The following is a 14,113-nucleotide window of genomic DNA, read 5'->3' on the forward strand; positions in this document are numbered from 1 at the left end:
GCTGTGCGACACCGCACATACACGATCGTGCGCTGCCCCAGGCCTGGCATCATTCGCTTGGCATCAGCCGCAGTCTCTCGGCAGTAACCGACTCCACTTTGTCACGGCTATAGAACAGCGGGAAGTAGCGATTATCGACCCACTCGTCAAACAGATTGTCGTAGAAGATACTGTCCGGGTCACCGGATTGCCCGGGCGAGTTTGAGGCCAGCGTGCGATCAAAGTCTTCGGTATCTACAATCATGCGAAATGTGCCTCCGCTGGTCTGATTGTCACCGTACGCGGTGTTACTTACGGTATAGCTATAGCCGTGCCGCGGCGCTGGTCCCACTTCCAGGGAGCTGCGCAGCTCATCGTTGACGGCTTCGCTCATCGGATGACGCAGGCGCACATGTTTGTATCCCTCCTGGCCGTATTGCCAATCTGCCATATCGTTGCCAAAGCGCTCGCTCAGATCGTCCACAGCCGCCATCAGCGCATCATGCAGCAAGCGATTGCGATCAGCGGTGGGATTCGTGCCAAAGCGGCCATCGGGAGACAGCAGACGGTCGATGGTCGGTTTCATCTGCAACAGACCGATGTAGTCCTGTACAGCCTCGGGTATGAGCAGCGCCGAAACGCGCGCCCGCAATTCGCGCTCCCAGGCCATATAGATACCGGCCCCCACCGACTCAATCGCCATGTGGTAGTCCCAGTTCATCAGTTGCTGGCGAGCACTTTCCACAGCACTGTTACTGTGCTCAAGACCGTTCAACAGGGGCACCAGTGTGCGCGCCGGTATGGACAGTGAATCATTTTGCAGTTGCGCCATATCCTGCAGGTTGAACTTGCGGCCCGAGGCCAGCACCTCACGTACCCGACTGCTGCGATAGGGATCGGTCCAGGTCCAGCCTACCGCATTGCGGAAGGGGTAGTTGTCCGGCACCAGATTTTCATTGGATGTGTTCCAGAATCCCTGTTGCGGATTGGTGGCATTGGGCAGTGCCATGATTGGCAGATAACCGTCCCATTCATAACGACCATCTCCGGGAACCGGTAACAGGCCATCCCAGTTGTTTCGGAGGGGTGCAACACCAACAGCCTGATAACCGATATTGCCGTCACGGTCAGCCCAGACAAAGTTCTCACCCGGTATACGGCTGTAAGCTGCCGCTTCGCGGAATTCTTCCCAGGACTGCGCCTGGCTCATGCGCAGTCCCGCCAGATAGGGCGCAGCTCCGATGTCCAGCCAGGCAAGGCGCAGGGCAAATGCCGCCTGACGGTCAGGTCTTTCGTGAACCACCGGGCCATGCCGGGTAAATTTCAATTGCACGGTTCGCGTGGCACCACCACGCACGGCAATTTCGGTCTCCTCGATGCGCATGGTTTCCCAGCGGCCCTGATAACGGTAACGGTTCGGATCATCGGGATGGGTTTCGTAGACATACAGATCTTCGCTATCGACCTGGAACACGGTCAGGCCCCAGGCGCCAAATCCATTGTGACCAATTGAGATACCCGGCAGCGAGGGCTCGCCACCACCGGCAATGTTCCAGCCCGGTCCATGCAGGTGTACAAAGTACCGCAGCGCCGGGGCGCCTGCCACTCGGTGCGGGTCATTGGCCATGATCGGGTAACCACTTTCACTCAGTGAGCCATTAACGACCCAGTTGTTGCTACCGATGTCATGATTGCGCCCCAACACCTCGGTCTGGGCTGCCGCCAATTGATCATTGAGGCGATCGACCACCTGCTCACGACTGGCTGTATCGGTGGCCCGGTACTGCGCCACAATGTCCTGTGGCAAAAACGATACACTGCTGCGAGCTGCGTTGTAGAACCGCAGAATATCATCATGCAGCAGTTCGGTATCAATAAGCTCATCGAAGCTCAGTTCCGGCTCGCCAGGATGGAACCAGATCAGCTCTTTCACGGTTTCGCTGTCGGTCCGCGCCACAGCACGTGCCAGATTCAGCTCCTCGCGTATGTTGCCAACCAGACCCTGGTGACGGGAGATGACGATTTCTGGTGTCCAGTGCTGTGGCTCCAGCTCCATCAGCCGGAACTCCAGAGGCAATTGCGACGGATTGGCCAGCACGTGGTCTATATAGGCATTTATGCCCGCAACAAAGGCCGGGATGATCTGGTCGCCGCGCGGGTGGTAATGTCTCATTTCCTGTTGCAGGTTGCCACGAAAGCGCATCAGCCGCGCGCCAATATCATGATCAAGCATACGTTCGCCCATCAGCTCGGCCATGGTGCCGGTGGCCTGGCGCCGCCACATCTCAAGCTGAAACAGCCGGTCACGGGCTGCGTTGTAGCCCTGGGCGAAAAACAGATCCCGCTCCGTCTCAGCGTATATGTGGGACACACCCCAGGCGTCCTTGAGAATCTCCACCGGCGCTTCCAGGCCATCAAGGAACAGAGATTGTTCATCTGCAGCCATTGCAGTGGAAGACCAGAGACCAATAGGGATCAGCAACAGGGCACGGGAGATGGGCGCCCCGAAACAGCGCAGCACATACAGGATGGTGGTCATTGCTAACCTCTCGTCTGGGAAACGGATCAGTCCAGCTTAAATGCCACACCACTAGCTGTCCATCTAAACGGTAGTCTTTTCCCGTTTAACGTCAGTAATGCCAGTCAAGAGTGCAGTCGGCCATATTTCCATCAGTCTGCGTGTGTTCGCATGCGAACTGATGTGCCATTTGGCACCTTTTTCAGTGCCGGCCGTGATCCGTCGCCACGTTGTAAAGGCTGGTTAGGCACAACCAGCATACTTTCCCAACAAAGCTACTGCAAAACGTCAGTTTAATGTGATAGAAATACGGGGGCAAAGTGACACATCCGTCCAAAACTGACTGAAACAACGACAACAAGGACAGGAGATGCTTGAACTGGCAGGCGTGAGCAAGCGGCTGGGCAACGAGGATCATATCCGTGATGTCAGCCTGAAGCTGGAACGCGGATCGATGAACATACTGCTTGGGCCTACCTTGTCGGGCAAAACCAGTCTGATGCGCCTGATGGCAGGGCTGGATCAACCCACATCGGGAGAGATTCTGCTTGACGGTAAAAGCGTGCTGGGCATTCCGGTCCAGAAACGCAAGGTCGCCATGGTCTATCAGCAATTTATTAATTATCCCACCTTGAGTGTCTACGAAAATATCGCTTCCCCGCTACGCGTTGCCAGAGTGGCAAAAGCCAGTATTGACGAAAAAGTGCGTCATGCCGCTGAACTGCTCAGATTGACTGAATTTCTGGACAAACGCCCGGCGGAACTCTCTGGTGGCCAGCAACAACGCACGGCCATTGCCCGCGCACTGGTCAAGGAGTCACAATTGGTTTTGCTCGACGAGCCACTGGCCAATCTTGACTACAAACTGCGCGAAGAGCTGCGCCAGGAATTGCCACGTATATTCAGCGAGCTTGGCGCCATACTGGTGTACGCCAGTACGGAGCCTTCCGAAGCCCTGTTGCTTGGCGGCAATACCGCCACCCTTCATCAGGGGCGTGTTACTCAGTTTGGACGTACCATTGATGTGTTTCAGCGGCCGGCAGACCTGGTCACAGCAAAAATTTTCTCTGATCCGCCCTTTAATACAGCACCCGTTACCAAGCGCGGGAGCAAACTGATGCTGGAGCGTTTTGTGATTGGTCTGTCAGTAAGACAGGCCTCACTGCCCGACGGTGACTACACCCTGGGCCTGAGACCCTGGCACCTGGAGATCGAGTCTGCTGCACGCCTCAGCGCAATCGAAGGGCAGGTAAGCGTTACTGAGATAACCGGGTCGGAAACCTACGTTCATCTGCAAGTGGCACAGCAACCCTGGGTGAGCCTGAGTCACGGCATCCGGCAACTGGATGTGGAACGGACAATCCCTCTTTATTTTTCGGCTGAAAATATCTACCTGTTTGATGCGTCCGGGGAACAGGTACTGGCGCCGGATAGTCTGGCAGACTGACATGGCAAAAATAACACTCAACAATATTGCACATTCTTACGACAGCAACAGTGGTCATGCACTCAAGCCTATGTCGCATGAATGGCATGACGGCGGCGCTTATGCTCTGCTCGGGCCATCAGGCTGCGGCAAAACAACGTTGCTGAATATCATCTCCGGACTGCTGCAACCCAGCGAAGGTCAATTATTGTTTGATGATGTGGACGTCAGCACCCTGCCCACCGAGCAGCGCAATATTGCCCAGGTTTTTCAGTTTCCCGTGTTGTACGACACCATGACAGTGGCCGAAAACCTGGCGTTTCCGCTGCGCAACAGGCGTGGCCCGGACAAGCTGTCGAATACGGAAATTCAGCAGCGGGTGCAACAGGCGATCACCATGCTTGGCCTTGAGGCCATGGCCAATCGCAAGGCCCGTGGCCTGAGCGCCGATGACAAGCAGAAAATTTCACTGGGCCGGGGGCTGGTGCGCACCGATGTCAATGCCATTCTGTTTGACGAACCATTGACAGTGATCGACCCGCATCTGAAATGGCAATTACGGACCCAGCTCAAGCAGATCCACCGGCAGTTTGGTCACACCATGATATATGTGACACATGACCAGACCGAAGCCCTGACCTTTGCCGACAAGGTGGTTGTGATGCTTGCGGGTGAAGTGCTTCAGACAGGTACGCCACAGGAGCTGTTCGATTCACCACAACATACATTTGTTGGCAAATTCATCGGCTCACCGGGCATGAATATCCTGCCCTGTGAGCTCCAGGGCACACAGGCCCTGATAGACGCACACCGGGTGACCCTGGCGCGCGAGTACCCGTCCCTGACAGGTGTGATTGAACTGGGAATTCGACCGGAGTTTGTTTACCTTGACGACAGTGAACAGAGTCTGCCGGTACAGATAACAGGCGTTGAAGATGTGGGGCGGCACCGGATCGTTCGGGCCATGCTGGGCAGTCATCCCCTGGACATCGTTGTCCCGGAGCATCAGACCATCCCCACCGCCCCTCGTGTTCTGTTCGATAACAAACGAATCAACATTTATCAGAACTCACAGTTGCTGGGCTGGGAGCATCCCTCATGAAAACACAGAACAACAAGGCCTGGTTTTTTGTCCTGCCGGTACTGTTGCTGGTGGCTTTCAGCGCCGTCATCCCGCTGATGACCGTCGTGAACTATTCGGTTCAGGACTCCTTCGGCAATAACGAGTTCTACTGGGTAGGGCTGGAGTGGTTCCAGGAAGTGCTGGCGTCCGAGCGTTTCCACAACTCATTGATGCGCAATCTGCTGTTCTCCGGCCTCATCCTGTTGATTGAAATTCCACTGGGCATTGCAGTCGCACTGGCCATGCCCCGGCGCGGCTGGGGAGTATCGGTATGCCTGGTACTGATGGCCCTGCCGCTGCTGATTCCCTGGAACGTGGTCGGCACCATCTGGCAGGTATTTGCCCGGGTCGATATCGGCCTGCTGGGACATTCCCTGGCTGCGCTGGGCGTAGACTATAACTATACCCAGGACACCTTTGATGCCTGGGTGACCCTGATTCTGATGGATGTCTGGCACTGGACCAGCCTGGTGGTGCTGCTGTGCTACTCCGGGCTGGTGTCCATACCGGATGCCTATTATCAGGCTGCGCGTATTGATGGTGCCTCACGCTGGGCGGTATTTCGTTACATCCAGTTGCCGAAAATGCGGCGTGTACTGGTGATTGCTGTACTACTGCGCTTCATGGACTCGTTCATGATATACACCGAACCCTTTGTTGTGACGGGCGGCGGACCGGGCAATACCACCACCTTCCTTTCCATAGATCTGGTGCAGATGGCGATCGGCCAGTTTGATCTTGGGCCGGCCGCCGCCATGTCGCTGATCTATTTCCTGATCATCCTGCTGATAAGCTGGGTGTTTTACACGGTCATGACACATCAGGACAGTGATTCGGTCACCGACAGCCGTCAGGGAGGGAATCACCAATGACAGCGGTCAGAGGTTCTGTCACCAGCAAACACTGGTTGTTACCCACATTCTATATTCTTTTTCTCATGCTGCCGCTGTACTGGCTGCTGATGATGAGTTTCAAAACCAATCAGGAGATTCTCTCGACATTTTCGCTGTGGCCGCAGGACTTTACCCTGCAGAACTACCGGACCATTCTGACCGATGCCAGTTGGTACAGCGGCTATATCAACTCCATGATTTACGTGGTGATGAACACGGTGATTTCTCTGGCCGTGGCCCTGCCGGCGGCCTACGCGTTTTCGCGCTACCGGTTTCTGGGTGACAAACATCTGTTTTTCTGGCTGCTGACCAACCGCATGGCGCCACCGGCGGTGTTTGTGCTGCCTTTTTTCCAGTTGTACTCCGCATTTGGCCTGATTGATACCCATATCGCGGTCGCGCTGGCCCATTGCCTGTTCAATGTGCCTCTGGCGGTGTGGATTCTGGAAGGTTTCATGTCCAGTGTACCCAAGGAGATCGATGAAACCGCCTACATCGATGGTTATTCCTTCCCGCGATTCTTTGGCAAAATCTTCATGCCTCTGATTGCGTCAGGGATTGGTGTAGCGGCGTTTTTCTGTTTCATGTTTTCCTGGGTGGAGCTTTTGATTGCGCGCACTCTGACAGTGACTGAGGCCAAGCCCATATCGGCAATCATGACCCGTACCGTATCAGCGTCGGGTCTGGACTGGGGTGTACTGGCGGCAGCAGGCGTGTTGACTGTCATCCCCGGAGCGCTGGTGATCTATTTTGTGCGCAACCATATCGCCCGGGGTTTTGCACTGGGTCGCGTTTAGGAGACGTAATCAATGGATCTATCATGGATGGCGTGGACCACACCAACAGCAATTTTTTTCGCCGTGATTGCTGGCTTGCTGGTACTAATGTGCGCCTGGGAAGCAGTCAGTCCCGGTGGCGCGCCGCGCAAGGGGATCCTGCAGATTGAAACCACGCGAGGGGATCGTCTTTTTGTAAGCCTGCTGGGCAGTGCGTTTATCAATATGGCCTGGCTGATGTTCGCGGGCCCACCGCTGTGGTGGGCGCTGGGAGCCTGTCTACTGTTTGCCCTGTTCGTTTTTTTGTTTGTCTGATAACAATAACCGGAGATCACTCATGTTCCACAAAAAAACTGCCCTCGCTGCCCTGATTGGCGCCGCCAGCCCATTGTTGTTGCTCTCATCATCGCCGCTGCTGGCAGACACCGCAGCGGCGCAGCGCTGGCTGGACGAGTTTCAGCCTTCCACCCTCAGTCGTGAAGAGCAGATGAGCGAACTTCAGTGGTTCATTGATGCGGCACAGCCTTACCGCGGAATGCAAATCAAGGTTGTTTCCGAGACCCTGACCACACACGAATACGAGGCCCAGACGCTGGCCCGGGCATTCACCGAAATCACCGGAATTGAAGTGACACATGACCTGATTGGCGAAGGTGATGTAGTGGAAAAGCTGCAGACACAGATGCAGTCTGGCGAGAACATATACGATGCCTACGTCAATGATTCTGACCTGATTGGTACCCATTTCCGTTATCAGCAGGTGCGCAATCTTACCGACTGGATGGTCAATGAAGGTCGTGATGTCACCTCGCCAACGCTCGATCTGGATGATTTTATCGGGCTGTCGTTTACCACCGCGCCGGATGGCAAGGTCTATCAGTTACCTGACCAGCAGTTTGCCAATCTGTACTGGTTCCGTTATGACTGGTTTACCGATCCGGAAATCAAGGCGCAGTTTCAGGAAAAATACGGTTACGAGCTGGGTGTACCGGTGAACTGGTCGGCGTATGAGGATATCGCCGAGTTTTTTACCAATGACATCGGGACCATCGATGGGCGCCGTGTTTACGGCCACATGGATTACGGTAAAAAAGACCCCTCCCTGGGCTGGCGTTTTACCGATGCCTGGCTGTCGATGGCCGGGGCCGGTGATGTCGGCATCCCCAATGGCCTGCCCGTTGACGAGTGGGGCATTCGTGTGGATGGTTGTCGCCCAGTCGGCTCCAGTGTGGAGCGTGGTGGTGCAACCGATGGACCAGCCGCCGTGTATTCGGTGACCAAGTATGTTGACTGGCTGCAAAAGTACGCCCCACCGGAAGCTGCCGGCATGGTATTCAGCGAAGCGGGGCCGGTCCCGGCCCAAGGGAATATTGCCCAGCAGATATTCTGGTACACCACCTTTACCGCAGACATGGTCAGTCCCGGCTTGCCGGTAATGAACGAGGACGGAACTCCCAAATGGCGCATGGCGCCCTCTCCGCGCGGGGCCTATTGGGAAGAGGGTCAGAAGTTGGGCTACCAGGACGCCGGATCCTGGACACTAATGAAATCAACACCGGTAGACAGGGCCAGTGCGGCGTGGCTGTATGCCCAGTTTGTGACCTCAAAGACCGTATCACTGAAGAAAAGCCACGTGGGCCTGACCATCATCCGGGACTCGGATATTCGCCACGAAAGTTTTACCGAGCGATCCGCAGAACTGGGTGGACTGGTTGAATTCTATCGCTCACCGGCACGATTGCAATGGACGCCCACCGGTACCAATGTGCCTGACTACCCACGCCTTGCTCAATTGTGGTGGCAGAACATTGGCGATGCCGCATCGGGCGCCAAGTCTCCGCAGGAGGCAATGACTGCCCTGGCCACTGCCCAGGATCGTCTGATGCAGCGCCTGGAGCGGGCCAATGTGCTGGGGGAATGCGGACCACGTCTGAACGAACCGCAAAGTCGTGAATACTGGTTCTCCCAGCCAGGGGCGCCCAAGCCGCCGTTGGCCAATGAAAAACCAACACCTCTGACAGTGGACTATGATGAACTGGTGAAAAGCTGGCAGTAGATTGGGCGTGTAGTTAATCGAATTGTTATATGCCTTGCACGGCAATTATTATGCGCATAAACTATGCGCATTTGTTATGCAGGGCTCGCACTATGGCCGATTTCTACAATGCTGAAGCACCGAAAAAACCGACTAACGTCAGTATAAACAGTGACTTACTTAGCCAAGCAAGAAGCCTGAAAATCAATTTGTCTGCGACACTTGAACAAGCACTTACCGAACAATTGCGCGCACAGCGGAGGGTTCAATGGCGCCAGGAAAACGCTTCAGCTATCCAGGCCTACAACGACCATGTCGAAAAGAATGGCACATTTAGCGACTCTGCAAGGAAGTTCTGATGGCTCAATTCGTTGCCTACCAGAACCCGAATCCCAATAGCTGCGAGCAGTTCCCTTACTTGTTGGATATCCAAAGCAACCTGCTTGATGATCTGCGTACTACCATTGTAGTGCCACTAAGTCCTTCGGAGTCAGTCGCTAATATCACCATTTCGAAGCTGAATCCTGTGCTAGATATAAATGGCAACCGCTTTACAGCAATGGTGCAAGATATGGCTGGCATAGATCGTAAACAGCTTGGCCGTGAATTTTGCGATCTTGCACTTTACCGATCTGAAATTATCGCTGCTGTCGATTTCGTGCTCTCTGGCATATAACATTTGTATCGTGCGCTAGCCTTTTCAGATCTTTGTGCCAGAACATCATTAGCGCACTGGATGAGAACGAAGTGGGTCGCGCAAGGCACGCTACCACCCTACGGGTGCAATCAGCATGGATTGGCCTCCTACGTTTTAAATACGATTAAGATAGGAGTACCACTGAAAGCGTAGAATGCGCTGCAAAGCGACTTGAGTTGGTGCCCGGGACCGGACTGTTGCGCTTGCGCAACTGCGCAGCCGCAGGCTGGGCGAAGCCCGAGCCCGCAGGGCGAGCTCATCGAACCGGTAGTACCACTGAAAGCGTAGAATGCGCTGCACAGCGACTTGAGTTGGTGCCCGGGACCGGAATCGAACCGGTACGGTGTTGCCACCGAGGGATTTTAAGTCCCTTGCGTCTACCAATTTCGCCACCCGGGCATGGGAGGCTTTCTTTATACTGTGTGCCTTTGGGGAGGCTGTCCCTTGCGGCCGCTCTCGGACGTCCTGTCCTCCGCGGCACCAGTACGTCCTGTACGTGCCTCGACCCATTCGAGGCGCGCATTGTATATCAAGCTCACCAAAATTCATAACCTGCACTTTTCGTCGCCGTGCTGAGTTACGCCACCTCACCAAACCGATCACCGAAGGATAAGACCTTAATATTCGGCACCTTACAGGCTGGTCCTTGCGTATACATTGCCTGTGACGCGTTTTTTGCTTATGGTTTGTCACTTTTACAACTGGAACTGCAATGACGCTGGCCAAGAAAATACCTCTGCCCTCAATTCTCGCCCGCGTGGTAATGATCACCTCTTTCACGCTACCAGCGACACTGCTGGCACAGCAGGCGGATCACAATGAGCACGAAGAGCATGACGAACACGCTGAGATCGAAGAAATTGTTGTCAGCTCCACACGGAATCGTCGCAGCTTCGCTGATCAACCTACCCGAGTCGAGGTGCTGGCTGGTGAGGAGATAAACGAAAAGGCAAACATGAAGCCAGGCGACATTCGCATGCTGCTTAACGAAAGTACGGGCATTCACGTTCAGCAGACCTCGCCGACCAGCTTCAACTCCAGCATCCGCATTCAGGGTCTGGACGGCAAATATACACAACTGCTGCGCGACGGAATGCCTTTGTTTGGAGGTTTCTCTGGCAGCCTGAGTCTTCTGCAGATTGCACCGCTCGACTTGCAGCAGGTGGAGGTAATCAAAGGCGCCAACTCGACACTTTACGGTGGTGGCGCTATCTCGGGACTGGTAAACCTGATTTCCAAAAGACCCGCTGGCGAACCAGAAACTTCAGTACTGCTGAATGCGACGTCTGCCCGCGGACTGGATGCCAGCGCTTTCAGTTCTGGCTGGCGTGGAGATCTCGGCGGCACAGTCTTTACCAGTTATAACCGAAGTGAAGGTTATGACCCGGCTGATAATGGACTCAGCGCCATCCCCAAATTCGAACGATGGACTTTTGCACCTAAACTATTCTTTGAAGGTGAACGTTCTCGAGGCAATATCGGTTTAAGTGCAGTTGTTGAGGATCGGCTGGGCGGCGAGATGGCATTCATCAATGGCGACCGAAGCAGACCCGCCTTTTTTGAAAAGAGCGAAACAAGCCGACTGAGCTCTCAATTTGACTACAGCCGTCAATTGTCGTCAGGCAGAGAGCTGGTCGTTCGCAATAGTATCAGTCACTTCGACCGCGAACTCATCTTACCCGACTGGCAGTTCTCTGGCGTGCAATTCTCCAGCTTTAGCGAAGCACATGTGCTTGGCTATCTCGGAGCCATTGACTGGGTTGCAGGTGTCACTGTCCAGACAGAAGATTTTGACCATCGTCCCCTATCGGCAAACGACTTCAATCATGATTTCAGTCACTCGACATTTGGAGGCTTCTTCCAGGGCACTGCCTCGCTTACGGATACGATAAGTGTGGAATCCGGTCTGCGGATCGACCACAGCTCCAACTACGGTAACTTTCTGCTGCCACGTGTATCACTGATGTATCAGCTTGATGACGCAACGACACTCAGACTTGGTGGCGGACTGGGCTACAGCACGCCATCACTGTTTAGCGACGACGCTGAAGATCTTCACTATCAGAACGTGCGGCCCTTAGAGGCATCGCGACTGGACGCGGAGCGTTCTGCCGGGGTCAATATGGATCTCAATCGTTCATTCGAGCTGGAACAAGGGGTTGACCTGAATGTCAATCTACTGCTGTTCTACACGCAAGTAGACGACCCTCTGCGGCTCCTCCGGCAAGCTGATGACACCTATGCGTTTGCACAACCGTATGACAGGCTGGACACCAGAGGATCTGAGATCAACGCTCGTTTTACCTGGGGCGATCTCAAGCTGTTTCTTGGTTACACCTACACCGACGTACAGGAGCATCGAGGCAATGAGACTCGCGACTATCCGCTGGTACCTCGGAGCCGTCTTAATAACGTGCTTGTCTATGAGCGACACGGCGATCTTCGCGTAGGGCTTGAAGCTTATTATTACGGACCACAGACTTTGAACGATGGCAGCGACAGTAAAAGCTACTGGATTTATGGATTGATGATGGAGAAGTACATCAATGAGGATTCTTCGGTCTTTCTGAATTTTGAGAACTTCACTGACACGCGCCAGACACGATTCGAATCCATTTATGGCGGCCCAATCCAGAATCCCGAGTTCCGCGACATTTATGCGCCACTGGACGGCTTTGTGATCAATGGTGGCGTTAAATTGACGTTTTGATCCATCAATCGCATCAGCGACGAATGACTAATCGAAAAAGACTACTCTGAGGATGACGGATTGAGGTGTCTGTAAATGATACCTGCCGTCTCTGCCACCACCGGGTTCACGGTTGCCTGGACGGTATCAAAGTCATCTGTGGATTCAGACTGGGCGAAAATGGCCAGCGCGATCTCATTCCCCGGCCAGAGCAGATAGCCCAGATCATGCGTCACCGAGGCATTTTCGCCAGTTTTATGTGCGATGGGCGTGCCCTCGGGCACCCCTGCCCCAATTTTGGTTTTAACGGTCTGTGCCGACATCCAGTCGATGATGGTTTGTCTTGACTCGTCGCTCAGGAAGCTGCCGTCGTAAATGGCTTTGAGCAACTGGATGCTGTCCTCAGCGGTAATGTAATTCTCTTTCTCCGGTGGCGTTGCCGCCTCAAACATCTTGCGACCGAACTGCATGATCTTCAGGCCCAGTTCATCCGCCAGCCTCTGCATGGCGTCATAACCAACCACATCGACCAGCACGTTGGTAGCGGTGTTGTCGCTGACGGTTACTGTCAGATCTGCCAGTCTGCGCAGCGTCACTTCGTTGGGGACCGGCTCATTTTGAATCTCGCCGTAACCACCTACGATATCGTCCTGTACAACGACAGTGGTATCTTCCAAAGAAAGCATACCTGAATCGACCTGCTGCATCAGCGTGGCAATCAGCAGCATCTTGATGGTGGACGCGGGAGGATACGATTCAGTGGAACCAACCAGAGTCATGGCGCCACTATTGACGCCTGCCAGACCGGCGACTCCAATCGAAAGACGAATATTGTCACGGCTGGCGGCCGCTACTTTAGTTTCCAGGGCCTGAACCATCATCTGCCAGTCGCCTGAGGGCTGGGCGTGGGATGTGCCTGCCAATGCCATCATCAGCATGGCGATCGAGGGAAATTTCTTCATGAAGTGACCAGCTGTTGTTGTTTTCATAGCGGCAGAATAACCGCATACGAAAAAGCTGTCACTAAACAGGGCGCGCTGACTGGACGAGGAATTTTGTGGAGATTGAACGAAATCAGGGAAGTTGGAGGCTGGGGTCGGAATCGAACCGGCGTACGCGGAGTTGCAGTCCGCTGCATGACCACTCTGCCACCCAGCCTTGATTGTTTCGGGACCTACCTGGCAGACAGATAACACCCGGACTGGCCAGTGGCCTAAAGTTTGGAGCGGGAAACGAGACTCGAACTCGCGACCCCGACCTTGGCAAGGTCGTGCTCTACCAACTGAGCTATTCCCGCTTTAACTGGTTTTACTGCGTCTTTTGCATCACTGCGAAAGAGGCGCTTATTCTAATGCCATTCGTTACGATGTCAAGCACCGAAACCGTAAATTTTTATCTAATTTACTTCAGTGATGGCCATGCATTCTTCACATAAATCACCATCGACCACAGGCTCAGAGCGGCGGCAAGATATATCAATCCGTACCCGATTTGCAAGAGCCAATACGGGTATTCTGGTGAGTAGGCCAGCAGCACGATGATGGCGATCATCTGCACGGTTGTCTTCAATTTGCCAACATAGGCTACAGCCACCGCATCACGCTGATTGCGACTCGCCATCCACTCTCGCAGCGCCGATATGAACACCTCGCGGCCAATGATGACAGCGGTCGGCAGCACAAACCAGGGGCTGGGGAAGTTGGCGGTCAGCAGCACCAGCGCCATGACCACCAGCAGCTTGTCCGCCACCGGATCCAGGAATGCACCGAAGGCTGATGTCTGATTCAGTCGTCGGGCCAGATAACCATCCAGCCAGTCGCTAAGGCTTGCAACCGTGAAAAGCACGGCAGCGGCAAGCTGGCTCCACGGCTGTCCGCTGTAGTACACCATCACAATCACTGGTACCAGCAGCACGCGTGACATGGTTACCAGATTGGCAGCATTCATGGCTTATTCCTTGTCATCTGTAACACCTTC

General features: G+C 54.4%; 12 protein-coding genes and 3 tRNA genes. 9 read left to right on the plus strand and 6 right to left on the minus strand.

Going from position 1 to position 14,113, the window contains the following annotated elements; all coding sequences use genetic code 11:
* Positions 1-49: 49 nt before the first annotated feature.
* Entirely contained in the window at positions 50-2,518 is a 2,469-nt protein-coding gene (locus QGM61_RS14220) for a penicillin acylase family protein (protein WP_281133370.1), read from the minus strand.
* A gap of 349 nt (positions 2,519-2,867) precedes the next feature.
* On the opposite strand from QGM61_RS14220, the gene QGM61_RS14225 reads away from it, so the two are divergent.
* From QGM61_RS14225 to QGM61_RS14260, 8 genes are all read left to right on the plus strand, one after another.
* Positions 2,868-3,944, plus strand: a complete 1,077-nt coding sequence (locus QGM61_RS14225; RefSeq protein ID WP_281133371.1) for an ABC transporter ATP-binding protein — start codon at positions 2,868-2,870, stop codon at positions 3,942-3,944.
* A 1-nt stretch (position 3,945) separates the two neighbouring features.
* Positions 3,946-5,025, plus strand: coding sequence for an ABC transporter ATP-binding protein (locus QGM61_RS14230; RefSeq protein WP_281133372.1), 1,080 nt, complete (start codon positions 3,946-3,948; stop codon positions 5,023-5,025).
* A complete protein-coding gene (locus QGM61_RS14235) occupies positions 5,022-5,918 on the plus strand; it encodes a carbohydrate ABC transporter permease (protein WP_237134363.1) in 897 nt (298 codons plus the stop codon). The genes QGM61_RS14230 and QGM61_RS14235 overlap by 4 nt, the downstream gene beginning before the upstream one ends.
* Positions 5,915-6,736 (plus strand): carbohydrate ABC transporter permease, encoded by an 822-nt coding sequence (locus QGM61_RS14240; RefSeq protein WP_237134364.1) that lies wholly within the window; start codon positions 5,915-5,917, stop codon positions 6,734-6,736. Before QGM61_RS14235 ends, QGM61_RS14240 begins: the two co-directional genes overlap by 4 nt.
* Before the next feature lie 12 nt (positions 6,737-6,748).
* Complete coding sequence (locus QGM61_RS14245) at positions 6,749-7,030, plus strand: DUF2160 domain-containing protein (protein ID WP_281133373.1); 282 nt, start codon at positions 6,749-6,751, stop codon at positions 7,028-7,030.
* Between the two features lie 22 nt (positions 7,031-7,052).
* Complete coding sequence (locus QGM61_RS14250; protein ID WP_281133374.1) at positions 7,053-8,771, plus strand: ABC transporter substrate-binding protein; 1,719 nt, start codon at positions 7,053-7,055, stop codon at positions 8,769-8,771.
* Positions 8,772-8,863: 92 nt separating this feature from the next.
* The gene (locus QGM61_RS14255; RefSeq protein WP_281133375.1) at positions 8,864-9,109 is read left to right on the plus strand and encodes a type II toxin-antitoxin system CcdA family antitoxin; all 246 of its coding nucleotides are present in this window, start codon (positions 8,864-8,866) and stop codon (positions 9,107-9,109) included.
* On the plus strand, positions 9,109-9,426 hold the full coding sequence (locus tag QGM61_RS14260; protein WP_237134368.1) for a CcdB family protein: 318 nt from the start codon (positions 9,109-9,111) through the stop codon (positions 9,424-9,426). The genes QGM61_RS14255 and QGM61_RS14260 overlap by 1 nt, the downstream gene beginning before the upstream one ends.
* A gap of 333 nt (positions 9,427-9,759) precedes the next feature.
* Here the strand turns inward: QGM61_RS14260 and QGM61_RS14265 are convergent.
* Positions 9,760-9,846 (minus strand) — tRNA-Leu (locus QGM61_RS14265).
* A gap of 313 nt (positions 9,847-10,159) precedes the next feature.
* Between QGM61_RS14265 and QGM61_RS14270 the strand changes: the two genes are divergently transcribed.
* Positions 10,160-12,157, plus strand: coding sequence for a TonB-dependent receptor plug domain-containing protein (locus QGM61_RS14270; protein ID WP_281133376.1), 1,998 nt, complete (start codon positions 10,160-10,162; stop codon positions 12,155-12,157).
* A gap of 41 nt (positions 12,158-12,198) precedes the next feature.
* Here the strand turns inward: QGM61_RS14270 and QGM61_RS14275 are convergent, their stop codons facing one another.
* From QGM61_RS14275 to pgsA, 4 genes are all read right to left on the minus strand, one after another.
* Positions 12,199-13,098, minus strand: coding sequence for a serine hydrolase (locus QGM61_RS14275; RefSeq protein ID WP_281133377.1), 900 nt, complete (start codon positions 13,096-13,098; stop codon positions 12,199-12,201).
* A 122-nt stretch (positions 13,099-13,220) separates the two neighbouring features.
* A tRNA-Cys gene (locus tag QGM61_RS14280) sits at positions 13,221-13,294 on the minus strand.
* A 63-nt stretch (positions 13,295-13,357) separates the two neighbouring features.
* Positions 13,358-13,433 (minus strand) — tRNA-Gly (locus tag QGM61_RS14285).
* A 104-nt stretch (positions 13,434-13,537) separates the two neighbouring features.
* On the minus strand, positions 13,538-14,083 hold the full coding sequence (pgsA, locus tag QGM61_RS14290) for a CDP-diacylglycerol--glycerol-3-phosphate 3-phosphatidyltransferase (RefSeq protein WP_237134371.1): 546 nt from the start codon (positions 14,081-14,083) through the stop codon (positions 13,538-13,540).
* Positions 14,084-14,113 lie beyond the last annotated feature (30 nt).

The sequence above is a fragment of the Pseudohongiella sp. SYSU M77423 genome (assembly GCF_029911965.1).
In the GTDB taxonomy this organism is placed as follows: Bacteria; Pseudomonadota; Gammaproteobacteria; order Pseudomonadales; family Pseudohongiellaceae; genus Pseudohongiella.